Annotated in this window: 20 protein-coding genes; 9 read left to right on the top strand and 11 right to left on the bottom strand. The window is 72.0% G+C overall.

The annotated features are described in order from the left end of the window. Positions 1-1,358: hypothetical protein (locus HEQ75_RS02695; protein ID WP_456237374.1), on the bottom strand; the 1,358-nt coding region annotated here is incomplete at its 3' end. 244 nt (positions 1,359-1,602) lie between these two features. Here HEQ75_RS02695 and HEQ75_RS02690 point away from each other — a divergent pair. Continuing rightward, entirely contained in the window at positions 1,603-3,561 is a 1,959-nt protein-coding gene (locus HEQ75_RS02690; RefSeq protein WP_168027369.1) for an O-linked N-acetylglucosamine transferase, SPINDLY family protein, read from the top strand. Beyond that, positions 3,558-5,420, top strand: coding sequence for an O-linked N-acetylglucosamine transferase, SPINDLY family protein (locus HEQ75_RS02685; protein ID WP_168027368.1), 1,863 nt, complete (start codon positions 3,558-3,560; stop codon positions 5,418-5,420). The genes HEQ75_RS02690 and HEQ75_RS02685 overlap by 4 nt, the downstream gene beginning before the upstream one ends. On the opposite strand, the gene HEQ75_RS02680 is transcribed toward HEQ75_RS02685, so the two are convergent. Next, positions 5,410-5,991: a class I SAM-dependent methyltransferase gene (locus HEQ75_RS02680; RefSeq protein WP_168027367.1), complete on the bottom strand. Its 582-nt coding sequence runs from the start codon at positions 5,989-5,991 to the stop codon at positions 5,410-5,412. The genes HEQ75_RS02685 and HEQ75_RS02680 overlap by 11 nt on opposite strands. 138 nt (positions 5,992-6,129) lie before the next feature. Here HEQ75_RS02680 and HEQ75_RS02675 point away from each other — a divergent pair, with 138 nt between their 5' ends. After that, positions 6,130-6,852 carry a class I SAM-dependent methyltransferase gene (locus tag HEQ75_RS02675; RefSeq protein ID WP_168027366.1) on the top strand — a complete coding sequence of 241 codons (723 nt, stop codon included), beginning with the start codon at positions 6,130-6,132 and terminating at the stop codon, positions 6,850-6,852. Between the two features lie 32 nt (positions 6,853-6,884). Here the strand turns inward: HEQ75_RS02675 and HEQ75_RS02670 are convergent, their stop codons facing one another. From HEQ75_RS02670 to HEQ75_RS02660, 3 genes are read right to left on the bottom strand one after another with little or no spacing between them, the layout of a single operon-like run. Beyond that, positions 6,885-8,237 (bottom strand): HlyD family type I secretion periplasmic adaptor subunit, encoded by a 1,353-nt coding sequence (locus tag HEQ75_RS02670; RefSeq protein WP_168027365.1) that lies wholly within the window; start codon positions 8,235-8,237, stop codon positions 6,885-6,887. Then, the gene (locus tag HEQ75_RS02665) at positions 8,234-10,390 is read right to left on the bottom strand and encodes a peptidase domain-containing ABC transporter (protein WP_168027364.1); all 2,157 of its coding nucleotides are present in this window, start codon (positions 10,388-10,390) and stop codon (positions 8,234-8,236) included. Before HEQ75_RS02665 ends, HEQ75_RS02670 begins: the two co-directional genes overlap by 4 nt. Positions 10,391-10,439: 49 nt before the next feature. Then, positions 10,440-11,441 carry a UDP-glucuronic acid decarboxylase family protein gene (locus HEQ75_RS02660; RefSeq protein WP_168027363.1) on the bottom strand — a complete coding sequence of 334 codons (1,002 nt, stop codon included), beginning with the start codon at positions 11,439-11,441 and terminating at the stop codon, positions 10,440-10,442. Positions 11,442-11,584: 143 nt separating this feature from the next. On the opposite strand from HEQ75_RS02660, the gene bchE reads away from it, so the two are divergent. From bchE to hemN, 3 genes are read left to right on the top strand one after another with little or no spacing between them, the layout of a single operon-like run. Then, positions 11,585-13,180: a magnesium-protoporphyrin IX monomethyl ester anaerobic oxidative cyclase gene (gene bchE, locus HEQ75_RS02655; protein ID WP_168027362.1), complete on the top strand. Its 1,596-nt coding sequence runs from the start codon at positions 11,585-11,587 to the stop codon at positions 13,178-13,180. Between the two features lies 1 nt (position 13,181). Then, complete coding sequence (gene bchJ / locus HEQ75_RS02650) at positions 13,182-13,754, top strand: bacteriochlorophyll 4-vinyl reductase (protein ID WP_168027361.1); 573 nt, start codon at positions 13,182-13,184, stop codon at positions 13,752-13,754. Between the two features lie 8 nt (positions 13,755-13,762). Beyond that, positions 13,763-15,094: an oxygen-independent coproporphyrinogen III oxidase gene (hemN, locus tag HEQ75_RS02645; protein ID WP_168027360.1), complete on the top strand. Its 1,332-nt coding sequence runs from the start codon at positions 13,763-13,765 to the stop codon at positions 15,092-15,094. A gap of 314 nt (positions 15,095-15,408) precedes the next feature. Here hemN and HEQ75_RS02640 read toward each other — a convergent pair whose 3' ends face one another. Further along, positions 15,409-16,785, bottom strand: coding sequence for a PRC-barrel domain-containing protein (locus HEQ75_RS02640; RefSeq protein WP_209318307.1), 1,377 nt, complete (start codon positions 16,783-16,785; stop codon positions 15,409-15,411). Between the two features lie 56 nt (positions 16,786-16,841). Further along, positions 16,842-17,033 carry a CsbD family protein gene (locus HEQ75_RS02635; protein WP_168027358.1) on the bottom strand — a complete coding sequence of 64 codons (192 nt, stop codon included), beginning with the start codon at positions 17,031-17,033 and terminating at the stop codon, positions 16,842-16,844. A gap of 203 nt (positions 17,034-17,236) precedes the next feature. Between HEQ75_RS02635 and HEQ75_RS02630 the strand changes: the two genes are divergently transcribed. From HEQ75_RS02630 to HEQ75_RS02620, 3 genes are all read left to right on the top strand, one after another. Next, a complete protein-coding gene (locus HEQ75_RS02630; RefSeq protein ID WP_209318306.1) occupies positions 17,237-18,166 on the top strand; it encodes a polysaccharide deacetylase family protein in 930 nt (309 codons plus the stop codon). 111 nt (positions 18,167-18,277) lie between these two features. Further along, on the top strand, positions 18,278-18,850 hold the full coding sequence (locus HEQ75_RS02625) for a superoxide dismutase family protein (RefSeq protein WP_168027357.1): 573 nt from the start codon (positions 18,278-18,280) through the stop codon (positions 18,848-18,850). Continuing rightward, positions 18,847-19,944, top strand: a complete 1,098-nt coding sequence (locus tag HEQ75_RS02620) for a PQQ-dependent sugar dehydrogenase (protein ID WP_168027356.1) — start codon at positions 18,847-18,849, stop codon at positions 19,942-19,944. Before HEQ75_RS02625 ends, HEQ75_RS02620 begins: the two co-directional genes overlap by 4 nt. Positions 19,945-19,961: 17 nt before the next feature. Here the strand turns inward: HEQ75_RS02620 and HEQ75_RS02615 are convergent, their stop codons facing one another. Genes HEQ75_RS02615 through HEQ75_RS02600 form a run of 4 tightly spaced genes read right to left on the bottom strand, consistent with a single transcriptional unit; the run spans position 19,962 to position 26,567 of the window. Then, positions 19,962-23,051 carry an efflux RND transporter permease subunit gene (locus HEQ75_RS02615; protein ID WP_168027355.1) on the bottom strand — a complete coding sequence of 1,030 codons (3,090 nt, stop codon included), beginning with the start codon at positions 23,049-23,051 and terminating at the stop codon, positions 19,962-19,964. 3 nt (positions 23,052-23,054) lie between these two features. Continuing rightward, a complete protein-coding gene (locus HEQ75_RS02610; RefSeq protein ID WP_168027354.1) occupies positions 23,055-24,308 on the bottom strand; it encodes an efflux RND transporter periplasmic adaptor subunit in 1,254 nt (417 codons plus the stop codon). Continuing rightward, positions 24,305-25,783: an efflux transporter outer membrane subunit gene (locus HEQ75_RS02605; RefSeq protein ID WP_168027353.1), complete on the bottom strand. Its 1,479-nt coding sequence runs from the start codon at positions 25,781-25,783 to the stop codon at positions 24,305-24,307. The genes HEQ75_RS02610 and HEQ75_RS02605 overlap by 4 nt, the downstream gene beginning before the upstream one ends. Then, positions 25,773-26,567 carry an OmpA family protein gene (locus HEQ75_RS02600; RefSeq protein WP_168027352.1) on the bottom strand — a complete coding sequence of 265 codons (795 nt, stop codon included), beginning with the start codon at positions 26,565-26,567 and terminating at the stop codon, positions 25,773-25,775. Before HEQ75_RS02600 ends, HEQ75_RS02605 begins: the two co-directional genes overlap by 11 nt. Between the last annotated feature and the right edge of the window lie 112 nt (positions 26,568-26,679).

Here is a 26,679-nt window from a genome sequence, read left to right as displayed (position 1 = left end):
GCCAGGTCCGTCGTCTCCAGCGCCGCCGCCTGCGTCGAGGTCAGCGCCGCCACCTGCTGGCTGGTCAGCCCCGCCACCTGCGTCGTCGTCAGCGCCGCCAGATCCGTCGTCTCGATGCCCTTCACCTGCGCCGAGGCGATCGCGCCGATCTGCGTGCTGCTCAGCGCCCCCACCTGCGTCGTCGTCAGCGCCGCCAGCTGCGCACTCGTCAGCCCGGCGATCTGGGAGGTCGCCAGCCCCGATACCTGAGTCGTCGTCAGCGCCTCCACTTGCGTGGTGGTCAGGCTGGCCACCAGTGCCGCCGACAGGCCGCGCAGCTGGGTCGTGCTCAGCGCCGCCAGGTCCGTCGTCTCCAGCGCACGCAGCTGCGTGCTGACAAGGGCGCCGATCTGCTGGGTCGTCAGCCCCGCCACCTGCGTCGTCGTCAGCACGGCCAGGTCCGTCGTCTCGATGCCCTTCACCTGCGCCGAGGCGATCGCGCCGATCTGCGTGCTGCTCAGCGCGCCGATCTGCGTGGTGCTCAGCGAGGCAAGCTGCGCGCTGGTCAGGCCGGCCACCTGCGTTGTCCCGAGGCCAGCCAGCTGCGTCGTCGTCAAGGCGACGATCTGCGTGGTCGTCAGCGCCGCGGTCTGGGTGGCGGTGAAGACGGCCAGCTGGGTCGTCGTCAGCGCCGCAGCCTGGGTCGTGCTCAGCGCCGCCAGCTGCGTGCTGGCCAGGCCGCGCAGCTGCGTCGTCGTCAGCGCCGCAAGGTCCGTCGTCTCCAGTGCCGCCGCCTGGGTGCCGCTGAGCGCCGTGATCTGCGCCGTGGTCAGGCCGGCCACCTGGGTGGTGGTCAGCGCCGCGATGTCCGAGGTCTCCAGGCCGCGGATCTGGCTGGCACGGATGGCACCGACCTGGGTGGAGGTCAGCGCGCCCACCTGCGTGGTGGTCAGCGCCGTGATCTGCGCCGAGGTCAGGCCGGCCACCTGCGTCGTGCCGAAGGCGCCGAGCTGCGTCGTGGTCAACGCCGCGGCCTGCGTGGTGGTCAGCGCCGCAACCTGGGCCGTACTGAAGGCAGCCAGCTGCGTCGTGGTCAGCGCGCCCGCCTGCGTGGTGCTGAGTGCGGCGATCTGCGTCGAGACCAGGCCGCGGATCTGCGCGGTGCCGAGCACCGCGATATCCGTCGTCTCCAGCGCCGCCGCCTGCGTCGCCAGGAGCGCGCCGAGCTGGGTCGAGGCCAACACGCCGATCTGCGTCGTCGTCAGCGCCGCCACCTGGGTGGTGGCCAGCGACCGTACCTGCGACGTGGTGAGCGCGGCGACCGTCGTCGTCGTCAGCTCGGTGATCTGCGTCGTGGTCAGCGAGTCGAACAGCGCCATGTGCCTTGCTCCCGGCTGGCAGAGATAGCCGCGGCTGGGACCAGAGCGCCCCGGCAGAATCCAAGCGGCCGCCGCGGTTGAACCTCCTGTCCTTCCGGGCGCATTCGCATCCTAGGCGCGGTGTGATTGACGCGCGGTAAACCGGGATGCTGCCGCGCTGGGCGACGGCGCCGCGCGCGGTAACCAAGCCTTAAGCCCGCCGCGCGATGGTGAACCGCCCATTGCAGCGCGCCAGGAAGGAAGCATGCAGACCGCACACCTCGCCGAGCTGTTCGGCACGGCGCAGGACCTTGCCACGCGCGGCCAGGCCCCGCAGGCCGCCGCGCTGTATCGCGACTGGCTGCTCCGACATCCGGCCGATCCGCTCGGCCACGCCGCCTGGTTCAACTACGGCGTGCTGCTTTCCGGACTCGAGGATCTACCCGGCGCCGCCGCGGCCTTCGGCGAGGCGATCCGCCGCAACGCCGCCTTCCTGCCGCCCTTCATCAACCTCGGCGTGGTCTACGAACGGCTCGGCGCGCTGGAGCCGGCCCTTGCGCACTGGGCGCATGCAGCCGCCATGCTCGGCACCATCACCGGGGAGGCGCTGGCCTACAAGGTGACGGCGCTGAAGCACATTGCCCGCGTCCAGGAGGCTTCGCTGCGCCATGCGGAGGCCGAGGCCAACCTCCGCCAGATCATCGAGATCGCGCCGGCGACGCGCGACGTGGTTCAGCATTGGGTCAGCCTGCGTCAACGCCAATGCACCTGGCCCCTGCTGGAGCCTGTCGGCAGCCTGGACGTGCGCGCCCTGCGCCGCGCCATGGCGCCGTTGAGCCTGGTCACCGCGATCGACGATCCGCTTCTGGCGCTCGCGGCTGCCGCCGCCTACAGCCGGCAGGAATTCGGCGTGCCACGGGATTTCCGGGTGGATGCCGATTTCGTGGCGCAGCGGGCGGGGTCGCGGCGGCTGCGCATCGGCTATCTCTCCTCCGATCTGCGATCCCATGCCATCGGTCACCTGACGGCCGACCTGTTCCACCGGCACGACCGGCGGTACTTCGATGTCTTCGTCTATTACTGCGGAATCCCGCAGGAGGATGCCGTGAAGGCGCGCATCCGCGACGAGGTGGAGAACTGGGTGGACATCACGCCGCTGGATGACGAGGCCGCGCTGGCGCGAATCCTTGCCGATCGCATCGACATCCTGGTGGACATCAACGGCCATACGCGGGGCGCGCGCACGGCGCTGCTCGCCCGCCGGCCGGCGCCGGTGCTGGTGAACTGGCTCGGCTTTGCCGGCAGCATGGGCACGCCCTACCATCACTACATCCTGGCAGACGAGGTCATCATCCCGCCAGGGCACGAGGCCTTCTGCTCCGAGGCGGTGCTGCGCCTGCCCTGCTACCAGCCCAATGACCGGCAGCGGATGGTGGGTGAGACACCGTCGCGCGCGGCACTCGGCCTGCCGGAGGATGCGGTGGTCTTCTGCTGCTTCAACGGCAGCCAGAAGATCACGGAAAGCGGCTTCGCGCGCTGGATGCGCATCCTGCAGGCGGTTCCGGGCAGCGTGCTGTGGCTGCTGAAGACCAGCGAGGCGGTCGATATCCGGCTGCGGCAGCAGGCAGCACAGGCGGGCATCGATCCGGCGCGCCTCGTCTTCGCGCCGATGGACGCCAATGCCGCGCATGTCGCGCGCTACGGCGCCGCGGACCTGTTCCTCGACACCGCGCCCTATGGCGCGCACACCACCGCCTCCGATGCGCTCTGGATGGGGTTGCCGGTGCTGACCTGGCCGGGGCTCGGCTTCGCCACCCGCGTCTGCGCCAGCCTTGTGCGCGCCGCCGGCGTGCCGGAGCTGATCTGCGACGGGCCGGAGGACTACGTGGCGCAGGCCATCGCGCTGGGCCGCGACCCGGCCCGTTTGCGCGGCCTGCGCGAGCAGCTGCTCGCACAGCGGGAGAGCAGCCTGCTGTTCGATACCGAAGCCTTCGTGCGCAGCCTGGAGGCGGCGCTTCGCCACATCTGGGCCGAGTTCCTGGCGGACCGCCTGCCGCGTCCGGATCTGACGAACCTCGAGACCTGCCTCGAGATCGGGGTGGAGGCACCGGTGGCGGAGGGCCTTTCGTTGGAAGCGTATCGCGCGCAATGGCAGGCGCGCCTGGCCCGGCACAACGGCTTCCAGAAGCTGCCGCGAGACAGCCGCCTGTGGAGCGGCGCATGAACGCCCTGACGTCGGGCGACACGCTGGACATAGGCTGGCTCGCCGGCCTGCTCGGCGGCAGCCATTGGCCCGCGCTACTGCCGCCGGCGGAAGAGGCGCGGCGGCAGCGGGCGCTGCGCGCCATCCGCCTGGAAGGGCTGCTGCCGCTGCTGGAACGGGCCACGGCGGAAGGCCGTCGCGGCGTGACTATCGGCGCCTACCAGGCCTGGCTGGCCGCCAATCCGGGCCATCCCCAGGCCCTGGCCGCCTGGTTCAACCTGGGCGTGGAACTGGCCCAGGCGGGCGAGCCCGCGCAGGCCGCGATCTGCTATCGCAACGCCTTGGCGCTGAAGGCCGATTTCCACGCCGCGGCGGTCAATCTCGGCCTGGCGCTGGAAGCCGCCGGCCAGGCACAGGCGGCGCTGGATGCCTGGGAGCAGGCGCTGCAGCCGGAAGCGATGCGGCGCGAATTGCTCAACCAGCGCGGCCGCCTGCTGGAACAGACCGGCCGCTTCGCGGAGGCGGAGCAGGCCCTGCGCGCCAGCCTGATGAGCCAGGCGGGGCAGCCCGACGTGCTGCAGCACTGGACGCATCTGCGGCAGAAGCTGTGCCAATGGCCGATCCATGCGCATGACATCCCGGAACTGTCGCCGGAGCAGGCACAGCGCCATGCCGGCCCGCTCGGGGCGCTGGCGCTGTATGACGACATCGACGTGCAGCGCGACATCGTCGCCGCCTGGCTGGCGCGCAAGGTGCCGGCCGCGCCGCGCCAGCTGGCCCCACCCCGCGGATACCGGCACGACCGGATCCGGCTCGGCTATCTTTCCTCCGACTTCTGCCGCCATGCGATGAGCTTCCTGATCGCGGAGCTGCTGGAGCGCCACGATCGCCATCGCTTCGAGGTCTTCGGCTATTGCTCCTCGCCCGAGGATGGCAGCCCGGTGCGGGCACGGGTGATCGCGGCGCTGGACCACCATGTGCGGATCGCCGACATGCCGGATGCCGTCGCGGCGCAGCGCATTCGCGACGACGAGATCGACATCCTGGTGGATCTGAACGGGCTGACGCGCGGCGCGCGGCTCGGCGTGCTGCGCTGGAAGCCGGCGCCGGTGCAGGCCACCTGGCTCGGCTATATCGGCAGCGTGCCCCTGCCCGAGCTGGACTACCTGTTGTGCGACGCCATCACCATCCCTGCCGACCGGGCCGCGCGCTACGCCCCGACGCCGCTGCCGATCGACGGAGTCTACCAGGCGAATGACAGCACCATGCCGGCGCTGCCCGAGCTGACCCGGGCCGAGGAGGGCCTGCCCTCGGATGGCTTCGTCTATTGCTGCTTCGCCAATTTCTACAAGATCACCCAGCCGATGTTCGAGGATTGGTGCCGCATCCTGCACGCCGTGCCCGGCAGCGTGCTGTGGCTGGCGGAGGATGGCCACGGCGCAAGCGCCCATCTGCGCAGGGCCGCCGCCGCCGCGGGGCTGGGCGCTGACCGCCTCGTCTTCGGCCCGCGCGTGGAGCCGCCACGCTACCTGGCGCGGCTGCGCCTGGCCGACCTGTTCCTGGACACCACGCCCTACAATTCCGGCACCGTCGCCAGCGACGCGCTGCGCATGGGGCTGCCGCTGCTCACCCGTTCCGGCGAGGCTTTCGCCGGGCGCATGGCGACCAGCCTGCTGAGCGCCATTGGCCTGGCCGATGGCATCACGACGACGCGCGAAGCCTATGTGCAGCGCGCCATCGCCTTCGGCACGGACCCGTCCCGCCATGCCGCGGCCCGCGCGGTGCTGGCGGGGGATGCCTGGGCGCGCAGCCTGGGCGACTGCGCCGGCTTCGCGCGCCGCCTGGAAGCGGCCCTGACGCGGGTGCGCCTCAGCCCCTGACGCCGCCCATATAGGCCGTGGCCCACAGCGCATAGCCGCTGTCGCGCACCACGCGCACGATGGGGAAGCCCGCCGCCAGCAGCGCCGCTTCCAGGCTGCGTGCCGTGAAGCCGCCGCGATGGCCCATGAAGGCGTTGCCCTGCGCCAGCGAAGCATTGTGGCCATACAGCATGTCCAGCGGCGTGATCGGCCCCATCGGCGAGAGATAGGCCGCCTCGGTCAACCGGTCCGCCGCCACCAGCGCCGCGATCTGCTGCAGGTCCGGCATGGTCATCAGCGCGAAGCCGTCCGGCCGCAGCACGCGGCGGAATTCCGCCAGGGCCAGCGGCACCTCATGCGGGAACAGGTGTTCCAGGTTGTGCGAGGACCACACGGCATCCACCGAGGCATCCGCCACCGCCGCCATGTCGGTGATGGAAGCGACGACATCCGGCGCCACGGCCGGGTCGATGTCCAGGCGGATCTCCGCCCATTCCTCCTGCGGGAAGAAGCCCGCGGGCAGCTTGTGCGGGCCGGGGGCACCGCAGCCGACATGCAGGACCTTGCGGGTGGCGGGGGCGAGGATGTCCATGCGGCGGGTTTTCCGGGCGGGTGGCGCGGCAGTCTCGCGAAAAAGGATGAAGGAAGCCTGCACGCGGCGCGCCTTCATCCTCCGTTCAGCCGGTTGGTCTTTCATGCAGGCGCGCGACGCCGCACGGAGAAAAGCCCGATGACGCAGTTGACCGAGATCCTGATCGAGCCGGAGGCGCGGCTGGTCGCGCCCCTGCGCCTGGCGCTGTCCGAGGCCCTGGCCGCGCCGATCGACCGCAGCCAGGGCTTCTACGGCATCGATGGCATGTCCGGCGCGCGCTACCGCCACTTCATCAACGGCCTGCTGCGCAGGCTGGGCCGCACCGGCTACCTCGAGGTCGGCAGCTGGATGGGCTCCACCCTGTGCAGCGCCATCCACGGCAATGCGGTGCAGGCGGTGGCGATCGACAATTGGAGCCAGTTCGGCGGGCCGCGCGATGCCTTCCTCGCCAACCTGGCACAGTTCCGCACGGCAGAGGCCGCGGTGGAGGTGATCGAGGCGGATTTCCGCAGCGTCGGCTTCGCGGCGCTTGCCGCGCGCCATGCGCCCTTCGAGGTCTACCTCTTCGACGGCCCGCATGAGGAGCAGGACCAGCATGACGGGCTGATCGCCGCCCTGCCCGCCCTGGCGGAGGAATTCGTCTTCATCTGCGACGACTGGAACTGGTGGCCGGTGCGCGCCGGCACGCATCGCGCCGTGGTGCAGGGTGGCCTGCAGATGCTCTATGGCGCGGAAATCCGCACCACGCAGGACAACAGCCACCCCGCCCTCGCCTTCAAGGAAAGCGACTGGCACAATGGCTACTTCATCAGCGTGCTGCGCCAGCCGCGGCGCGCGCAGGCGGCGAGGCTGGCTGCCTAGGGCAATATGCGTTCAAGCGAACGCAGCGTGATCTAGGGTTCGCGCAGGCTCTCCCGCAGGCCGCGCAGCAGCGGTGCGAGGAAGTAGCCGAGGACGCTGCGCTGCCCGACATGGATCTCGGCAGCGAGCGTCATGCCCGGCACCAGCGGCAGCGTGCTGCCGGGCTCGATCCGCACCTGGCCGCGATGCGCCGCACCGCCGGCGGCCAGGTTCGGCTCCGCCGAGGGCTGCAGCGGGTTGAAGCTGTCCTGGCCCACTGCGCGCAGCGTGCCGTGGAGCGGGCCGTGCCGCTGGAACGGGAAGGCATCCACCTTCAGCACCACCGGGTCGCCGGGGCGCAGCCGGCCGATATCGGCCGAACGCAGCATGATCTCCGCCACCAGCGGCGCCTCGCTCGGCGCCAGCGTCACCAGCGGCTCCGCCTCCCGCAGCACCGAACCGGCGGAGCGGCGCGCGACCTCCAGCACCACGCCATCGGCCGGCGCCACCAGCGTGGTCAGGGCCGCCAGGCGTTCCGCCTTCGCCAGCGATTCCGTGGCGCGCGCCAGTTCGCCGCGCAGGCGCACCGCATCCTCCAGAAGCTGGCGTCGCCAGTCCTGCGCGAAGGCCTCGCGCTCCGCCTCCCGCGCCGCCAGGTCGTGGCGCAGCTCGGCCTCCCGCCCCTCCGCCGTCTCCAGCGCCTTGTCGGCCTCCAGCCGCTGGCTGCGGGCTGCCAGAAGGTTGAGGCGGGAGCCGATCTGGCCTTCCATCAGCCGCTGGCGCAGCGCCTCCACCTCCCGCGCCAGGGCCGCCTGCTGCCGCAGCGCGCCCTGCTGCGCCAGGTTGCTGGCAAGCCCCGCCTGCAGCGCCGCGATCGCCTCCGCATGGGCGCGCAGGCGGCTGGCCTGCAGCGCCTGGCGCTGGCCGAGCAGCACGGATTGCAGGGCTTCCTCGGGCTGCGTCGCCGCCGGCGGTGCGCGGCCGTCGAGCTCCGCCTCCACCCGCGCCAGCTGCGCGGCCAGGCTGGCGCGCTGGTTGGCAAGGGCGGCCCGGTCGGCCTCGGCGAAGGTCGGGTCCAGCCGGGCCAGCACGGCACCACGCGCCACCACCTCCCCAGGCCGCACCAGCAACTCGCGCAGCACGGCGCGCTCCATCGGCTGCACCACCAGCGGCGGCGTGTCGGGCATCAGGCGGCCGGGCGCCGTCACCACCACGTCGAGGCGCATCACCGCGGCCGCCGCCAGAAGGCAGACGAACAGCAGCGCCAGCAGCCAATGCGCGCCGCGCAGAAGCGGCGGCGGCGGCTCCGCGATCAACGCCTCCAGATCCTCCTGGAAGGGCGCTGCCTCCGGTGTCAGCCGGCGCGGCTTCGGGCGCAGCCGCCGCAGGGGGGTTATCGCGTTCACCGCAGGTGCTGCGTCTGCTGCTGCCACAGATGGCGATAGACCGCGCAGCGCTCCAGCAGCACGGCATGCGGCGCGCAATCCAGCAGCCTGCCCTGTTCCAGCACCAGGATGGCATCCGCCTGCACCAGGGAGGACAGGCGGTGGGAGACGATCAGCATGGTGCGGCCCTGGGCGATCTCCGCCAGGTTGCGCTGGATGATCGCCTCGCTGTCCGGATCCAGCGCGCTGGTCGCCTCGTCGAAGATCAACAGGCGCGGGCGCGTCAGCAGGGCGCGCGCGATGGCGATGCGCTGGCGCTGGCCGCCGGAGAAGTTGCTCGCGCCTTCCTCCACGATGGTGGCGTAGGAATGCGGCAGCCGGTCGATGAACTCCGCCGCGCCGGCCAGCCGCGCCGCCTCGATCACTTCCTCCATCGGCGCGTCGGGGCGTGCGGCGGCGATGTTGTCGCGGATGCTGCCGCGGAACAGCAGGTTGTCCTGCAGCACCACGCCGATCGACCGCCGCAGATGGTCGAGGTCGATGTGGCGCAGATCCACGCCATCCAGCTGGATCAGCCCGGATTGCGGCGCCTGGATCGCCTGCACCAGCCGCGTGATGGTGGTCTTGCCGGAGCCGGAGCGGCCGACCACGCCCACCACCTGCCCCGCCGCCACCTGGAAGGAAACGCCATCCAGCGCCGGCATGGCGGCGCCGGGATAGGCGAAGCGCACCTGTTCGAAGACCAGCCGGCCCGTGATGGGCGGCCGCGCCTGGCGCATGCCACCGCGCGCCTCGGGCGTTGCGTTCATCACCGTGCCCAGCATGCGGACGGACAGCGCCGCTTCCTGGTATTCGTTGATCAGCGCGACAATCTGCACCAGCGGCCCGGTGACGCGGCCGGACAGCATGGTGAAGGCCACCAGCGCGCCCATGCTCAAGGCGCCGTCGAAGACAAGCGTCGCGCCCAGTGCCAGCACCGCGATCTGCATCAGCTTCTCCAGCGCGCCGGTGGCCGCGCTGCCGAGCGCACCGATGCGGCCCACCGCCTCATGCTGCCGCACCGCCGCGGCAAGCCGCTGGTCCCAGGCGGCCTGGCGTACCGGCTCCAGCACCAGCGACTTCACCGCGCGCATGTTGTGCAGGGTTTCCACCAGATGCGCCTGGCGCGCGCCCTCGGTGGCGTAGAGCCGGTTCAGGCGGGCGCGGAAGGTGGGCACCATGACGCCGATGACCAGCGCGATCGCGAGGGAGAAGCCCAGCACCACCGCCGTCAGCGCGCCCGAATACAGCACCAGGAACAGCAGCAGCAGCGGCAGCAGCATGGCGTCCAGCAGGGTCTGGAACAGCCGCCCGGTCAGGAAGTGGCGCAGCTTCTCCGTCTGCTGCATGTGCCGCACCAGCACGCCCGCCGCATGACCCTCGAAGAAGGCCAGCGGCAGCGCCAGCAGATGCGCGAAGGTGCGGGAGCCGAGCCGGGCGTCGATCTTGTTGCTGGCCAGCAGCATCAGGCGCTGGCGGACATAGGCGAAGACGGCATCGAAGCCCGTCAGCAGCACGAAGCCCGCCACCACCACCGTCAGCGTCTGCCAGGCCTGGTGCGCGATCACCTTGTCGATCAGCACCTGGAACAGCAGCGGGATGGCGAAGCCGATGAGGTTGCCCACCAGCGCCGCCACGGCGACTCCCGCGAAGCAGGCGCGATGGCGGATGATCTCCGGCAGGAACCAGCGCAGGCCGAAGGGCTGCGCCTCGTCCGCCAGCGCATGGACGCGGCGCGCCAGCACCAGCGTGCCGTTCCACGCCGCCAGGAACTCGGCCTGGGGCAGCAGCTGGATGCCGTCCTGTTCCGCGGCCGGGTCCAGCACGGCGGCCAGCGGGGCACCATCGGCGCCGTCCAGCGTGTGCACCAGGATCACCCAGCTGCCATCCAGCCGCTGCGCCAGGGCGGGATAGGCGGTGCCGAGCCCCGCCGCCCGGGCCCAGCCGCCGCGCCGCAGCGCCTGTGCCTTCAGCCCCGCCGCGCGCAGCGCGCGCAGCACCTCCGCCACCATGTCCGGCTGGCCCGGCTGCGGCAATTCATCCGGGGCCAGTTGCAGGCCATGATGCATGGCCAGCAGGAAGACGCCGCGCAGCGCGGTGAGTTCGGGCGCCAACCGCTTTTCGGCCAGGGTCATGAAGGCAGGCTAGCGCGGTCGCATTGCCCGCGCGTAAATCCCGTGCGGGTCAGCGCGCCGCGGCGCGGCTGCTGCCGCCGCCTTCCACCAGGCGCAGCGGCTCGACGCCCAGCAGATCGGCGAAATAGGCGATGGTACGGCGCAGCCCCTGTTCCAGCGGCACATGCGGCTGCCAGCCGAGCAGCAGCCGGGCCTGGCCGATATCCGGGCAACGCTGCATCGGGTCGTCCTGCGGCAGGGGGCGGTGCTGCACGCCGGCGCGGGACCCGGTCTGCCGCGCCACCTCCTCCGCCAGCGCCGCGATGGTGAATTCCGCCGGGTTGCCCAGGTTCACCGGGCCGGTCACGCCTTCCGGCGCGCGCATCAGCCGCACCAGCCCTTCCACCAGATCGTCCACATAGCAGAAGGAGCGCGTCTGCCGCCCATCGCCGTACAGCGTGATGGGCTGCCCGCGCAGCGCCTGCACCACGAAGTTGGACACCACGCGCCCATCATTCGGGTGCATGCGCGGGCCATAGGTGTTGAAGATGCGTGCGACGCGGATGGAGACCCCGTCCTGCCGGTGGTAGTCGAAGAACAGCGTCTCCGCGCAGCGCTTGCCCTCGTCGTAGCAGGCGCGGATGCCGATGGGATTCACGCTGCCACGGTAGCTCTCCGGCTGCGGATGCAGCGTCGGGTCGCCATACACCTCCGACGTCGAGGCCTGCAGGATGCGCGCACCGAGGCGCTTCGCCAGGTCCAGCAGGTTGATCGCGCCGTGGACCGAGGTGCGCACCGTCTGCACCGGGTTGTGCTGGTAGTGCACCGGGGAGGCCGGGCAGGCCAGGTTGTAGATCTCGTCCACCTCCAGCTGGATCGGCTGCGTCACGTCGTGGCGGATCACCTCGAAATGCGGATGCGGCAGCAGGTGGCGGATGTTGTCGCGGGAGCCGGTGAAGAAATTGTCCAGGCAGATCACCTCCTCCCCCTCCGCGAGCAGGCGCTCGCACAGATGGGACCCGAGGAAGCCGGCGCCGCCGGTGACCAGGACGCGTTTGCGCGCGCGCTTCATGCGACTGCTCCGCTGCTGAGGGGCCGCAGCATGCGGCGGCAGGACTTGCCAAAGGGTGAATGCCGCCTCGCCCGGAGGTTGATACAGATCAAGGCGTCAAGCGCGCTTGACACTCATCCTGGCCGAAAGGCGAGGAGGCGCAGATGCGGATCCTGTTCATTCACCCGAACTACCATTCCGGCGGCGCCGAGATCGCCGGCAATTGGCCGCCCGCCTGGGTCGCCTACCTGACCGGCGCGCTGAAGGCGCAGGGCTTCGACGACATCCGCTTCATCGACGCCATGACCAACGACATCCCCGACGAGAAGCTGCGGCAGATGATCGCGGAAGCTGCGCCGGACATCGTCGGCACCACCGCCATCACCCCCGCCATCTATCGCGCCCAGGCCGTTCTGAAGATGGCGCGGGAGGTGGCGCCGAAGGCGGTCACGGTGCTCGGCGGCATCCATGCCACCTTCATGTACCAGCAGGTACTGGCCGAAGCGCCCTGGATCGACTGCATCGTGCGCGGCGAGGGCGAGGAGATCATCGTCGCCCTGGTGCGCGCCATCGCCGAGGGTCGCTGGCCGGCGGAACGCGCCGGCCTGAAGGGCATCGCCTACCTGGATGGCGCGCAGGTGGTGGCGACGCCCGCCGCGCCCACCATCCGCAACCTCGATGCGCTCTCGCCGGACTGGGGCATCCTCGACTGGGCGAAATACACCTACATCCCTCTCGGCACCCGCGTCGCCATCCCCAACTTCGCGCGCGGCTGCCCCTTCACCTGTTCCTTCTGCAGCCAGTGGAAATTCTGGCGCGACTACCGCATCCGCGACCCGAAGAAGGTGGTGGACGAGATCGAGGCGCTGAAGCGCGACCACCAGGTGGGCTTCTTCATCCTGGCGGATGAGGAACCCACCATCAACAAGAAGAAGTTCGTCGCCTTCTGCCAGGAGCTGATCGACCGCAAGCTGGACATCCTGTGGGGCATCAACACCCGCGTCACGGACATCCTGCGCGACGAGGCGCTGCTGCCCTTCTACCGCCAGGCCGGGCTGATCCATGTCTCGCTCGGCACGGAAGCCGCGGCGCAGCTCAAGCTCGACCTGTTCAAGAAGGAGACCACGGTGGCGCAGAACAAGCGCGCCATCCAGCTGCTGCGTGAAGCCGGAATCGTGGTGGAAGCGCAGTTCATCGTCGGCCTGGAGAATGAGACGCCGGAGACGATCGAGGAAACCTACCGCATGGCGCAGGACTGGAAGCCGGACCTGGCGAACTGGTCCATGTACACGCCCTGGCCCTTCTCCGACCTGTTCCGCAGCATGGGCGACAAGGTGGAGGTGTTCGACTACGAGAAGTACAACTTCGTCACGCCCATCGTGAAGCCGGACAGCATGGAGCGGGGCGAGCTGCTGGATTGCGTGATGCGCAACTACCGGCGATTCTACATGCGCAAGGCGCTGTTCTCCTACCCCTGGGCGGGCAAGGGCCAGCGGCGGCGCTACCTGCTGGGCTGCCTGAAGGCCTTCCTGAAATCCGGCTTCGAACGCAAGTTCTATGACCTCGGCAAGGTCAACTACTGGGGTCCGCAATCGAAGGAGAAAGTCGATTTCCACTTCGATGCCAGCCGCACCCGCGCCGATCCGGCGCAGGTGGAATGGACCACCACGCACAACCGCCGCGGCATGAACCCGCCGCCACCGCCGCGTGCCATGGCTTGCGGTGGCGGCACGGAACAGATGCACGAGGAGGCGGGCTGAGATGCACGCCACCGGCCGCATCGGGCCCAATGCCGTGCTGCAGTTGCGCGCCGCGATCCGCGCCGCGGATGGCGATGCCGTGCTGGCCCGCGTCTTCGCCGGAGCGGACCTGCTGCGCCACCTGGAACAACCGCCCGGCAGCATGGTGGCGGAAACCGAGGTCGCGGCCCTGTTCCAGGCCCTGCGGCGGGAGATGGGCGAGGACCTGGCCTGCCGCCGCGCCGCGGCCTCCGGGGCCGGCACCGCGCGCTACCTTCTCAGCAACCGCATCCCCCGCCCGATGCGCGCCTTGCTGCCGCACCTGCCCGCGGTGCTGGCGGCGCCGATCCTGACGGCCGCGATCCGGCAGCATGGCTGGACCTTCCTCGGCAGCGGCCGGCTGGATGTGCTGGGCCGGCGGCCGCTCGGCATCCGCATCCGCCTGGCCGCCTGCCTCGCGGATGTCGCGCCCGTCGCTTCCGCCTTCTACCGCACGACCTTCGAAGCGCTGTACCGCGCGCTGGTCGATGCGCGCATCCAGGCCCGCCCCTCAGCCGCCGGGCCCGCGGATTGCGCCTTCGACCTGGACTGGTGAGGACCCCGATGCAGACCACCACGCTCGACACCACCCGCCTGGCGCTCGCGGAGCGATCCGTGCCGCGCTACACCTCCTACCCCACCGCACCGCACTTCCACCCCGGCGTGGATGGCGCCACACTGGGCCAATGGCTGGCCGCGCTGGATCCGGCGGCGAGCCTCTCGCTGTATCTGCACGTGCCCTATTGCGCGGCGATGTGCGCCTATTGCGGCTGCCATACCAAGGTGACGCGGCAGCAGGCGCCGCTGGATGCCTATGCGGAATCCCTGGTGGCGGAGATCGCGCTGCTGGCCCGCGCCACGCCGGCGCGTCGCGTCACGCATCTGCACTGGGGCGGCGGCACGCCGAGCCTGCTGGGGGAGACCAACCTGGCGCGGGTGATGGAGGCGCTGGCAAGGCATTTCGACCTGTCCGGCCTGGCGGAACATGCGATGGAGCTGGACCCGCGCAGCCTGACCCGCAGCCTGGCGGTGGCGCTGGCGGGCCTGGGCGTGAACCGCGCCAGCCTGGGCGTGCAGGATTTCAACCCTGCCGTGCAGCGCGCCATCGGCCGCATCCAGCCCTTCGAGGTTGTGGAGGCCGGCGTCGGGCATCTGCGCGGCAACGGTATTGCCGCGCTGAACTTCGACCTGATCCACGGCCTGCCGCATCAGGGGCTGGAAGGTCTGGCGCGCAGCATCCGGCTTTCCCATTCGCTGCAGCCGGACCGCATCGCGCTGTTCGGCTACGCCCATGTGCCCTGGATGAAGAAGCACCAGCGCCTGATCGAGGAATCCGCCCTGCCCGGCGTGGCGGAGCGGCTGGACCAGGCGCGCATGGCGCGGGAGATGCTGGCGCTGCTGGGCTATGAGGCTGTGGGCCTGGACCACTTCACGCGGCCCGAGGACCCGTTGGCGCAGGCCGCCCGCAACGGCACGCTGCGCCGCAACTTCCAGGGCTACACCACGGATTCGGCCGATGCGCTGCTCGGCCTCGGCGCCTCCTCCATCGGCCGGCTGCCGCAGGGCCATGTGCAGAACCTGGCCGAGACCGGCGCCTGGCGGCGCGCGGTGGCCGAGGGCCGGCTGCCCGTGGCGCGCGGCCTGGCGCTGAGCGAGGATGACAAGCGCCGCGGCACGGTGATTGAGCGCCTGATGTGCGACTTCACCGTGGCCCCGCCGGCCGACCTGCTGGAAGCGGCACGCCCCGCGCTGCGCCCGCTGGAGGAAGCCGGGATCCTGCGGCTGGAGGCCACGCGGCTGACGATGACGGAGGAGGGGCGGCCCTTCCTGCGCCTGGCGGCGGCGGCCTTCGATGCGCATCTCAGCCACGCCGGGCGGCATTCCGTGGCGGTGTAGCGGCCGCCTGGCCGGGCGCGCCGGCAGCCTCCGGCCGCAGCACGCCCGACGCCTGGTGCAGCGCGCCCAGGGCCGCCGCCTCCCGGCCCGGGTCCAGGTCGGGCAGCCTCGGTTGGCTGGAGCCTTCGCGGCCGGTGGTGGGCGTGTTGCCCAGGCGATGCTGAGGCGGGCTTCACGGCCAGGCCCCGCGGCATCAGCGATGGCCCGCCCGCCCGCGCTGCCGGTTGCGCGAACCGCCGACGCGACCGGCGGCTCCTGGACAGCAAGAAGGGCCGGCACACCGTGCCGGCCCCCTTCCTGGTCAGCCTTCCGGCTCAGCGATACAGGCGAACGCCATCGCCCCAGCCCAGGTCGCGGCCGTAATCGGCGACGCGATCCGCCTCATAGCGCGGCAGGCCCTCGAGCTGCTGGCGCGTCAGCTCCATGCGCACGCGGTCGGTGCCGCCGGCACCGAGGTTCAGCTGCTCGATCGGCACCACCGCACGGCGCGTGCCGATGCCGAGGAAGCCGCCCCACTCGACCACCGCGGCGCGCACCTGCCCGTCGGCGTCGATCAGCAGGTTCTCGACTTCGCCCGCCTCGCGGTTGTTGGCGCCATAGACATTGGAGCCGACGAGGTTGGAGACGCGCGCCAGCGGCACGCCCACCGCGACCGGCCGCGCCGTCGCCGGCTGTGCCTGACCGCCACCCTGTGCCGGGGCCTGCATGCTGCTGGCACCGGTCGCGGCGTTGGCGCGGCTGTCCTGCGACATGCCCGCCCGGTTCTGCTGCGTCTGGTTCTGCTGCGTCTGGTTCTGCTGCGTCTGGTTCTGCTGGGCCTGGCGCTGCACCGCCTCGTTCTGCGGCGCCTGGGCCTGCTGGCTGCGGTCGGACCGGCTGGAATCGGTCTGCTCCATCCGCACCTGCGCCGTGCCCTGCTGCTCATAGCGGATCTGCGGCTGGCCCTCGGCCTGGCGCACGATCACGCGCGGCTGCGCGCGCTGCATCTGCACCTGGGCCTCACCCTGCTGCACCTGCACCTGCGGATCCGCCTCCGAGACGCGCACCTGCGGCTGCGGTTGCTGCACCTGCACGCGCGGATCCGGCATCTGCACCGTCACCTGCGGCGCCGGCTGACGGACGATGATCTCCGGCTGCGGCACCACCACGGTGATCACCGGCTCCGGCTGCTGCACCGTCACGCGCGGAGCGGGCTGCGTCACCTGCAGCGTCGGCGAGGCCTGCTGCACCATCACGCGCGATGCGTCGCCGCTGCGGCTGCCGGTCTGGCTTTCAGCCTGCTGGCCCTGCTGGTTCGGCATGGCCGCCAGCACCTGCTCGATGGCGTTGCGGGCACGCGGGGCCGGCACATTCTCGCCTTCCAGCGCCTGGCGCGCCTGCTGCACGCGCTGCTGCAGCTGCTGGTTCTGGCCCTGGTTCTGGCCCTGCATCGCGCTGCTGACCCGCTCCAGCGCCGCGCGGGCGCGTTCCAGCGCCTGCGCCGGGGCGGCGGAGGTGGCGCTGCCGATCTGCTGCTGCGCCACGCGCAGTTCCTGCATCGCGCGCTCCATCGGCTGCATCTGCGCCTGCGGCTGCGTCGGCGTGGCACGCGGCTGCGCGCCCTGCTGCGCAAGGGCGGCGCCGCCGCCCAGCGCAAGGGCTGCCGCGGTGGCGGCGGTGGCGAGAAGTCGGGTGGTCCTGAAATTCTGCATCATGCGTGTCTCCCGTTGGTGCGGCCCGAAGGCCGGTTGCTGGATGGCGAGGATCATCAGTCCTTGTCGCCGAAGGTCTCGCGCGCCTTGTCCTTGGCGCCGCCCACGGCGTTCTGCACCTTGCCCTCGGCCTTGTCGGCGCGGCCCTCGGCCTTCAGGGATTCATCCCCCGTCAGCTTGCCGGCGCCTTCCTTGATCGCGCCCTTCGCCTGCTTGCCGGAGCCTTCGATACGGTCCTTGTCGGTCATGGCTTCTGGTCCTTCTCCTGCAAGTCCATGGAGGCCGGGCGAGGCGGCGCAGCCAGCGGCGCACCGCGTTGCCCGGGTGCAGGGACAACACGGCGCGGCCTTCGCCGTTCGATCCTTTTCCGCATCGCCAAGGAACCATGGCGGTTTCCCATTCCGCGCTTCTGGGGCAGGCTGCGCGCGATCCGGCAGAAGGAGGTCCCCGCATGGCCTATGAGGTGCAGCGCGATTTCATCGGCTACGGCGCCAATCCACCCGACCCGCAATGGCCGGGCGGGGCGAAGCTCGCGGTGAATTTCGTGATGAACTACGAGGAAGGCTCCGAGCCTTCCGTCCAGGATGGCGAACCACTGTCGGAGAACGGGCACACCGAATCGCACGGCACCGTGCCGGTGCGCGCCGGGCGCGACCTGGCGGCGGAAGGCATGTTCGAATACGGCAGCCGCGTCGGCTTCTGGCGGCTGATGCGCCTGTTCCAGGACCGCGGCCTGCCGCTGACGGTCTTCGGCTGCGGCCTGGCGCTGGAACGCAACCCGGAAGCCGCCGCCGCCATCAGGGCCTCCGGCTTCGATGTCTGCTCGCATGGCTGGCGCTGGGTGAAGCACTACGAGCTTTCGGAGGCGGAGGAGCGGGACCACATCCGTCGCGCCGTGGAGAGCATCCAGCGCGCCACCGGCCAGCGCCCGGAAGGCTGGTACTGCCGCTATGGACCCTCGGTGAACACGCGCCGCCTGGTGGCCGAGCATGGCGGCTTCCTCTACGACGCGGACTACTACGGCGAGGAACTGCCCTTCTGGGTGAAGGTGGAGGGCCAGGGCCACCTGGTGGTGCCCTATTCGCTGACCAACAACGACGGCAAGCTGCACGGCCCCGCCGGCACCGGCGACCAGTGGTTCTCCTACATCCGCGATGCCTTCGACCTACTGTACGAGGAAGGCGTGCGCGGCCGGCCGAAGATGATGTCCGTCGGCCTGCACATGCGCCTGATCGGCCACCCCGCGCGCGCCATGGGGCTGCAGCGCCTGCTGGACTATGTCGCCTGCCGGCGCGACGTCTGGATCACGCGGCGCATCGACATCGCGCGGCACTGGGTGGCAACCCATCCCTATCCCGGCCATGGGCTGAACGAGCGGTAGCACGCACGCGCTACGTGGTTGCCCGGATGTGCCGCCGCGCATCCGGGCGGGCCACCTGCGGCACGGCGCCCCGCCACACGGGGCGTGCGGAACCGCAGAGGGATCCACCACATGCACGCACAACGCCTGATCCTTGCCGCCGGATTGCTGCTCGGCGTCCAGGGCATCCCGCCCCAGGCCCAGGGCCAATCCACCCCGCAGGCCACCGGCGACCGCAGCACCACGGTGCAGATGCGCAATGCCGAAGGCCAGTCCGTCGGCACCGTGACGGTGCGCCCCTTGCGCCATGGCACGCTGTTTGTGGCGGACCTTCGCAACCTGCCGCCAGGCCCGCACGGTTTCCACCTGCACGAGCACGGGCGTTGCGAAGCGCCGGGCTTCCAATCCGCCGGCGGCCACTACAACCCGAACGGCGCCGAACACGGCTTCGACAGCGCCCGCGGCCCGCATGTCGGCGACCTGCCGAACATCCATGTGACGCAACAGGGCACGGCGCAGGCGGAATTCATCAGCAGCCGTGTCTCGCTGGGCGGGGAGCAGGCGCAGGCTGGCGGCACCGGCCCCTTCCCGCTGCTCGATTCCGATGGTTCCGCCATCATGATCCACGCCCAGGCCGATGATTACCGCGACGGCGACAGCGCCGGCCGGCGCATCGCCTGCGGCGTGATCCGGGCCGGGTCATGAGGCGCCGCTTCCTGCTTTCGGGTGCGGCGCTGCTGGCGCTGCCCGCCATCGCGCAGCCGGGCGCGCCGCGGGTCGAGACGGTGGCCGGCGGCCTGGCGCATCCCTGGGGCCTCGCCTTCCTGCCGGATGGCACGGCGCTGGTGACGGAACGGCCCGGCCGGCTCCGGCGGGTGACGCCGGATGGCGAGGTCTCCGACCCCGTCCGCGGCGTGCCGCGCGTCTTCGCGGAGGAGCAGGGCGGGCTGCTCGACGTGGTGCTGGCGCCGGATTTCGCGGAGAGCCGCCGCGTCTATCTCAGCTTCGCCGAGCCTGGCGAGGGCAACACCGCCTCCACCGCCGTGGCGCGCGGCAGGCTGAACCAGGACGGGACGGCGCTGGAGGACACGGAGGTGATCTTCCGCCAGCAGCCGAAGCTGGAAGGCGGCATGCATTTCGGCTCCCGCCTCGCCTTCGCGCCGGACGGCAACCTGTTCGTCACCACCGGGGAACGCTTCCGCTTCGACCCGGCGCAGGATGTGTCGGACCATCTGGGCACCGTGCTCCGCATCGCCGCCGATGGCAGCGTGCCGCAGGACAACCCCTTCGTCGGCCGGCAGGGGGCGCGGCCGGAGATCTGGTCCTACGGCCACCGCAACATCCAGGCCGCGGCGATCCGCCCGGAAGACGGCGCCCTCTGGATCGCCGAGATGGGGCCGCGCGGCGGGGATGAGCTGAACCGGCCGGAAGCCGGGCGCAACCATGGCTGGCCGCTGGTCAGCTGGGGCCAGCACTATGATGGCCGCGACATTCCGGACCCACCCACCCGGCCGGACCTGGCCGGCTCCATCCACCAATGGACGCCGGTGATCTCGCCTTCCGGGATGGTGTTCTACCAGGGCAGCGCCTTTCCCGACTGGCAGGGCGACATCCTGATCGGCGGGCTGTCCGCGCGCGGCATCGTTCGGGTGGAACTGGACGGGCAGCGCGTGCGCGGCGAGCACCGCATCGACCTCGGCCGCCGCATCCGCGACGTGGCGGTGGCGCCGGATGGCGTGATCCACGCGCTGACCGATGCCGAGGATGGCGCGCTGCTGCGGCTGCGCCCGGCCGACTGAGGCTGGCGCGGCGGCGGTCACTCCGCCGCCGCCGGCCTTTCCTGCGTCTCCGCCTGGCGGCCGCGCTGCCGCGCCAGCACCACATACAGCGCCGGCACCACGAACAGCGTGAACAGCGTGCCCACCGCGATGCCGGCGCCGAGCACGAAGCCGATGGCGAAGCGGCTTTCCGCGCCAGGGCCGGTTGCCACCAGCAGCGGCAGCATGCCCACCAGCGTCGCCAGCGTGGTCATCAGGATCGGCCGCAGCCGCAGCGAGGCCGCCTTCTGCAAGGCCGCGCGGCGGTCCAGCCCTTCCTCCACCTGCAGATCGTTGCTGAATTCCACCAGCAGGATGCCATGCCGCACGATGGACCCGGCCAGCGCCAGCAGCCCGACCTGGGTGTAGATGTTCACGGTCACGACACCCAGCGCGAAGAAGGGCAGCACCCCGCCGATCGCCATCGGCACGCTGACCAGCATGATGAGCGGGTCGCGGAAGCTTTCGTACTGCGCCGCCAGCACCAGGTAGATGATGGCGACCGACAGCGCAAAGGCGGTCAGCAGCGCCGTGCCTTCCCGCGTGAACTGGCGGGAGACGCCGATCCAGTCCGTGACATAGCCCGAAGGCGCCTGCCGCGCCGCTGCCTCCCGCAGGAATTCCACCGCCTCGCCCAGCGGCACGCCGGGGCGCGGCACGCCCTGGATGGTGGCGGCGTTCAACTGCTCGAAGCGCGCCAGCTGGCGCGGCTGCACGTTGCGCTCCAGCGTCACCACGGCGGCAAGCGGCACCAGCGTGCCGTCGCCGGCGCGGATCTGGTAGCGCAGAAGCTGCTCCGGCGCCGTGCGGAACTCCGCCGCGGCCTGCGGCACCACGCGGTAGCTGCGGCCCTGCAGGGCGAAGCGGTTGACGAAGCCATTGCTCAGCATCGTCGAAAGCTCCAGCGCCAGGCGCTGCACATCGATGCCGAGATCCGCTGCGCGGTCGCGGTCGATGCGCAGCCGCGCCTGCAGGCGGTCGAACTTCAGGTCTGTCTCGACGAAGGCGAACAGGCCGCTTTCCTGCGCCTGGCGCAGCACGGCCTGGGAGACCTCGTACAGCGCCTCCGGCTCCTCGATCGTGGCCAGCACAAGCTGCACCGGCGGGCCGCCGCCGGTGCCGGGCAGCGCCGGCGGCACGAACACCGCCGCCTGCAGGCCGGGCACCGCGGCCACGCGGCCCTGCACCTGGGGCAGCACCGCGGCCTGCGTTTCCTCCCGCTCCGCCTGCGGCAGCAGCGAGATTCCGATGAAGGCGCTGTTGCCGGCACCCGCGCCGCCGCCGCCACCGGAACCGTTCACCGCGAAGGCGTGGTCGGTGGCCGGCATCGCCGCCAGCCCGTCCACCAGCGGCCGCGTCCAGCGCTCCAGCCCCGCCAGCGAGGTATTGGGATCGGCCGTCGCACTGGCCAGCAGGAAGCCGCGATCCTCGGTCGGCGCCAGTTCCCGCTCCGCGGCCTGGTACAGCAAGGGCGTCGCCGCCAGGATCGCCAACCCCAGCCCCAGCACCAGCCAGCGCCCGTCCAGCGCCCGGCGCAGCGCCCCGTCGTAGCGGGCGGAGACCCAGTGGAAGCCGCGCTCCGCCCAGGCCGCCGGCCCCTTCCGCTGCCCGCTCTTGCGTAGCAGCAGCGCGCACATCATGGGCGAGAGCGTCAGCGCGCCGATGCCGGAGATCAGCGTGCAGGCGGCGACGGTATAGGCGAATTCGGTGAACAGGCTGCCGGTCAGCCCCGGCATGAACGCCACCGGCGCATAGACCGCGATCACCACCACGTTCATCGCGACGACGGAGCTTGCCAGTTCGCGGATGCCGCGCGTCGCCGCCTCCTCCGGCGGCATCCCGTCCTCGATGTGGCGGCTGGCATTCTCGACGATGATGATGCCGTCATCCACCACCGTGCCGATGGCCAGGATCAGCGCCAGCAGCGTCAGCAGGTTGATGGAGAAGCCCATCATCAGCATCAGGAAGAAGGCGCCGATCAGCGACAGCGGCATCCCCACCGCGGGGATCAGCGCGGCGCGGACGGAGCCGAGGAACAGCCAGATCACCACGGTGACGATCAGCAGCGCCTCCGCCAGGTTCCACAGCACCTCCTCGATCGCGCCGCGGATGAACACGGTGCTGTCCTGCACCACCTCCATCTGCAGCCCGCGCGGCATCTGCCGGCGGATCTCCGGCAGCAGGTCGCGCAGCGCGCCCACCGCTTCCAGCGTGTTGGCGGTGGGCACCACCTCCACGCCGATGAACACCGCCGGGCGGCCGTCGAAGATCACGCTGGTGTCGTAGCTCTCCGCCCCCAGTTCCACCCGCGCCACATCCTCCAGCCGCACCACCGTGCCCTGCGCCTCGCGCACCACCAGGCGGCGGAAGCCCTGCACATCCTCCAGCGCCGTGTCGGCGGCGAGGGTGACGGAGACGGTCTCGCTGCGCGTCTCACCCAGCGGCGCCAGCACGTTGCTGCGGTCCAGCGCCTGCCGCACCTCGGCGGCGGTCACGCCGCGCGCGGCCATCCGGTCCGGGTCCAGCCAGACGCGCAAGGCGATCGCCTGGGCGCCGAGGATCTCCGCCTGCTGGATCCCCGGCACGCTTTCCAGCCGCGGCCGCACGGCGCGGGAGAGATAGTCCGTGATCTGGTTGCGCTGCAGCACCTCGCTGGTGAAGGCGATGTACATGGCGGCGGAGCCGGCGCCGGTGCGGATGTTCACCACCGGGTCCTCCGAGCCTTCCGGCAGCAGGTTCCGCACCTGGTTGATCTTGGTGAGGATCTCCGCCACCGCGTCGTTCGGGTCGTAGTTCAGCTGCAGCCGCGCCTGGATGCTGCTGGCGCCCTGCGCGCTGGTGCTCTGCAGGAAGTCGATGCCGTTGGCGCTGGCGATGGCCTGTTCCAGCGGCTGCGTGACATAGCCCTTCACCAGCTCCGCCCCCGCGCCCGGGAAGGGTGTGGCGATGACGATGGTGGCGGCGGTGGTGCGCGGGTATTCCCGCACGTTCAGCGACTGCACGGCGCGCAGGCCGAGCAGCATGATGACCAGCGAGATCACGGCGGCCAGCACCGGGCGGCGGACGAAGAGGGCGGTGAAGTCGCCCATGGTTCAGCGGCTCGCCCGGCTGACGGCGGCTTCGGCCGGCGGCTGGTCCACCGCCGCCTCCGCCGCGATGCGGACGCGCTGGCCGTCGGAGATCTTGATCTGCCCGGCGGTCACCACGCGGTCTTCCGCGCCGACGCCGCGCAGCACCTCCACCAGCCCGCCGCGCCGCTCCCCCAGCGCGACGAAGCTGCGGCGGACGGCGGCTTCCTCCCCCTCGGGCTGCTCCTCCCGCTCCGGTGGCGCCTCCTCGCCGCCCGCGAACAGGCCGCGCAGGGCGGCGCCGGCCTGGGCGAGCCAGCCGGGCGGCTCCGACCCCGCCGGGTCCGGCTGATCCGCCGCAGCGGGCGGCTGCACCACGAATACCGCGTCGCCATAGGGGTTGTAGGTCACCGCCGAGACCGGCAGCGCCACCACGCGGCGCCGGTCGGTCAGCAGCACCGTGGCGGCGGCGAACATCCCCGGCCGCAGCAGCCGCGCATCATTGGGCAGGATGGCCTGCAGGCGCAGGCTGCGCGTCGCCGCTTCCACCGCCGGGCTGATCGCGGCCAGCCGGCCCTCGAAGACGCGGTCCGGCCAGGCCTGCACCGTCACCTCCACCGGCAGCCCCACCGAGAGCAGCGGCAGGTTGCCCTCCGGCAGGCTGAAATCCAGGTGGATGGGGGCGATCTGCTGCAACGTCGTCACCGCCTGCCCGGCCGCCAGGAACTGCCCGAGATCGACGCGCCGCAGCCCCAGCTCGCCGGCGAAGGGGGCCAGGATGCGGGTGTCGGACAGCCGAGCCTGCTGCGCGCGCAGCTCCGCCTCCAGCCGCCGCACCGCGGTCGCGGCCTGCTCCGCCTCCGCCTCCGCCACCGCGCCGCGGCGCAGCAGGCGCCGGCTGCGGCCGAGGTCGGCACGGGCCTGGGAAAGCTGCGCCTCGATGCTCTGCACCTGCGCGCTGGCGGCCTCCGCCTCCAGTGCCACCAGCCGTGCGCCGGCCTCCACGCGGTCGCCACTGTCGAAATGGATGGCGCTGACGATGCCCGGCGTATCGGTGGTCACTTCCACGCCCTGCACCGCCTGCAGGGTGCCTGTCGCGCGCAGGCGGCTGCGCCATTCGACGACCTGCACCGGCGCCGCGGCAACCACGGGCAGCGGCGCCCCGCCCGTGCCGCCAGGGGCCGGCGCGCGCAGCAGCAGCACCGCCGCCACCGCCACCAGCAGCAGCACCGCGCCCAGCAGCCACCAGCGCCAGTGGCGCGGCGCCAGGGCGCTCATCGCCCGGCCTCCGCCAGCGCCAGCGGTGCCTCCGCCACGCCGCCGCCGAGCGCCGCGAACAGCGCCGTGGTGTCCTGGAAGCGGCCGGCGACGGCATCCACCTCGTTCAGCAGGGCCCGCTGGAATTGCTGCCGCGCCACCAGCACGGCGGTGAAGTCCGTCGCCCCGGCCTCGTAGCGCAGCTGGGCGAGTTCGAGGCTGCGGCGCGCCGCCTGCACCGCTTCCCGCGCCGCGCGCAGCGCCGCCGCATCGTTCTGCAGGGCGCGCAGCGCATTCGCCACCTCGGCGAAGGCACCCAGCACCGTCGCGCGATAATCGGCCTCTGCCGCCTCGAAGGCCGCGATCGCCGCATCGCGTTCCGCCCGCAGCCGGCCGCCCCGGAACAGCGGCTGCAACAGGGAGGCACCGAGGCTCCAGAACGGGCTGAAGGCCAGCCCCGCCCCGCGCGGCGCGGCCGAGCCCAGCCCGTAGCTGGCATCCAGCGTCACATCCGGATAGAGCCCGGCCGTCGCCACGCCGATCCGCGCGCTGGCCGCCTGCAGCGCCGCCTCCGCCGCCAGGATGTCCGGTCGCCGCCGCACCAGGGCCGCGGGCAGCACCACCGGCAGTGCCACCGGCAGGCGCAGATCCCCCAGCTGCAGCGCCGGCGGCGCGAAGAGGCCCGGCGGCCGGCCCACAAGCACTGCCAGCCGGTGCTGCGCCACCGCCAATTCCTGCGCCAGGCGCGGCAGCGGCGCGCGGATCTCCGCCAGTTCCGCCTGCGCCGAGACCAGCGCGGCGTCGGAGGCCGCGCCGGCGCCGACGCGCGCGCGGATCAGCCCGATCTGGCGCTGCTGCGCCGCGATCAACGCCTGCCGCGCCGCGATCCGGCCGCGCAGCCGGGCCTGCGCCAGGGCGGAGGCGACGATGTTGTTGGCCACCGAAAGCCGCGCCGCCTGCAGCGCCCACAGAGCCTGCGCCGTCTCCGCCGCCTGCGCTTCCATGGCGCGCCGGGCGCGGCCGAACAGGTCCAGCCGGTAGCTGACGGTGCCGGCGGCGGTCACCACGTCAAACACCTGCGGCCCGCCGCCCCCGGCGGCGGCACCCGAGGACAGGCTGCCGCCGCCGGGACGCTGCCGCGTGGCGGCGGCTTCCAGGTCGACCGCGGGGAACAGCGCGCCGCCGGCGGCGCGCAGCAGCGCCTGCGCCTGGCGCAGCCGCGCCAGCGCCGCCCGCAATTCCAGGTTGCCGGTGCCATCCTGCACCAGCGCGTCCAGCGTGGCGGAGCCGAAGATGCGCCACCAGGCCTCCGGCACCGCCGCGCCATGGCGGAAGTGCTGTGCCGCGCCGGCCGGGCCGGGTGCGGCCACGGTGCCCAGAACCGGGCCGCCCAGCGTGTAGTCGGCGACCGAAGGCGGCGGCGGCCGCGCATGGTCCGGCCCCACCGCGCAGCCCGCCAGGCCCAGCACCAGCAGCAGCAGCCGCCTAGCCACCATCGAGCACGCGGATCTCGACGCGGCGATTGGCGGCTTCCCGCACCCCGTCGCCGCGCCGAACCTCCGGCCGCGCCTCGCCTTCCTCGCGGCTGCGGAGGGCGTCTTCCGGCACGCCGAGCCGGCGCAGCGCCGCGCGCACCGCCGCCACCCGGCGGGCGGACAGGCGCAGATTGTAGTCCGCATTGCCGAAGGTATCGGCATGGCCGGTCAGCAGCACGAGCGGGTTGCGCAGGCGGGAGGCGGTCTCCGCCACCTGCCGCAGCCGCGCCTCGGCGTCGGACGTCAGGCGGGATTCGTCGAAGCCGAAGCCCACTTCCGCCACCAGCACCGCCGCCGCCGGGCCGGCGCCGGGATTCGCCACGCGGTCGCGCTCCGTCAGGTCCAGCACCCGGCCGGCCGGCGGCGCGGCGGGGGTGTAGCGGCGCGTCGTCCCGTCCGCCTCGGCGCCGAAGCGGTAGATCGTGGCCGGGCCGGGCGGGGTGGCGAGCAATGGCGCCGGCGGCACGGGGGCGATGCCCTCCGCGGCCAGCAATTGCCGGCTTTCCGCCAGCAGGGCGAGGCAGCCGTCCTCGTCGCCGCGCAGCGCCAGCACCAGGGCGCGGCCGCTGCGCTTGGTGAAGGCGGCCTCCACCCGGGGCCAGGCGGCGTCCTTCTCCACCGCGCGGATCAGCGCCTCCACCTCCGCCCGGCAGCCCTGCGGCTGGGCCTGCGCCGGCGGCAGCGTGGCCGCCAGCAGCAGCGCGAGGGGGGGCAACAGGGTGATGGCGGGGCGGGTCTCTCGCATCCTGGTCTCCCGTTCGGGCGCGGGCACCGCGTCCAGGGTGGGGACATGTGGGGCCGGGCGAGGCACCCAACTCCGGGCGGCTACCTAGTCTTGTGGTGGCGGGGTCGCCCAT

Origin of the sequence: Falsiroseomonas selenitidurans (assembly GCF_012103215.1) — a bacterium.
In the GTDB taxonomy this organism is placed as follows: domain Bacteria; phylum Pseudomonadota; class Alphaproteobacteria; order Acetobacterales; family Acetobacteraceae; genus Falsiroseomonas; species Falsiroseomonas selenitidurans.
The sequence above is the reverse complement of the archived record's forward strand: the minus strand, read 5'-3'. Positions and strand labels throughout refer to the sequence as shown.

Coding starts and splice junctions, on each gene's coding strand:
- HEQ75_RS02690 (WP_168027369.1), top strand. CDS start 1,603: ATGCAGACCGCACACCTCGCCGAGCTGTTCGGCACGGCGCAGGACCTT.
- HEQ75_RS02685 (WP_168027368.1), top strand. CDS start 3,558: ATGAACGCCCTGACGTCGGGCGACACGCTGGACATAGGCTGGCTCGCC.
- HEQ75_RS02680 (WP_168027367.1), bottom strand. CDS start 5,991: ATGGACATCCTCGCCCCCGCCACCCGCAAGGTCCTGCATGTCGGCTGC.
- HEQ75_RS02675 (WP_168027366.1), top strand. CDS start 6,130: ATGACGCAGTTGACCGAGATCCTGATCGAGCCGGAGGCGCGGCTGGTC.
- HEQ75_RS02665 (WP_168027364.1), bottom strand. CDS start 10,390: ATGACCCTGGCCGAAAAGCGGTTGGCGCCCGAACTCACCGCGCTGCGC.
- HEQ75_RS02660 (WP_168027363.1), bottom strand. CDS start 11,441: ATGAAGCGCGCGCGCAAACGCGTCCTGGTCACCGGCGGCGCCGGCTTC.
- bchE (WP_168027362.1), top strand. CDS start 11,585: ATGCGGATCCTGTTCATTCACCCGAACTACCATTCCGGCGGCGCCGAG.
- bchJ (WP_168027361.1), top strand. CDS start 13,182: ATGCACGCCACCGGCCGCATCGGGCCCAATGCCGTGCTGCAGTTGCGC.
- hemN (WP_168027360.1), top strand. CDS start 13,763: ATGCAGACCACCACGCTCGACACCACCCGCCTGGCGCTCGCGGAGCGA.
- HEQ75_RS02640 (WP_209318307.1), bottom strand. CDS start 16,785: ATGCAGAATTTCAGGACCACCCGACTTCTCGCCACCGCCGCCACCGCG.
- HEQ75_RS02635 (WP_168027358.1), bottom strand. CDS start 17,033: ATGACCGACAAGGACCGTATCGAAGGCTCCGGCAAGCAGGCGAAGGGC.
- HEQ75_RS02630 (WP_209318306.1), top strand. CDS start 17,237: ATGGCCTATGAGGTGCAGCGCGATTTCATCGGCTACGGCGCCAATCCA.
- HEQ75_RS02625 (WP_168027357.1), top strand. CDS start 18,278: ATGCACGCACAACGCCTGATCCTTGCCGCCGGATTGCTGCTCGGCGTC.
- HEQ75_RS02620 (WP_168027356.1), top strand. CDS start 18,847: ATGAGGCGCCGCTTCCTGCTTTCGGGTGCGGCGCTGCTGGCGCTGCCC.
- HEQ75_RS02615 (WP_168027355.1), bottom strand. CDS start 23,051: ATGGGCGACTTCACCGCCCTCTTCGTCCGCCGCCCGGTGCTGGCCGCC.
- HEQ75_RS02610 (WP_168027354.1), bottom strand. CDS start 24,308: ATGAGCGCCCTGGCGCCGCGCCACTGGCGCTGGTGGCTGCTGGGCGCG.
- HEQ75_RS02605 (WP_168027353.1), bottom strand. CDS start 25,783: ATGGTGGCTAGGCGGCTGCTGCTGCTGGTGCTGGGCCTGGCGGGCTGC.
- HEQ75_RS02600 (WP_168027352.1), bottom strand. CDS start 26,567: ATGCGAGAGACCCGCCCCGCCATCACCCTGTTGCCCCCCCTCGCGCTG.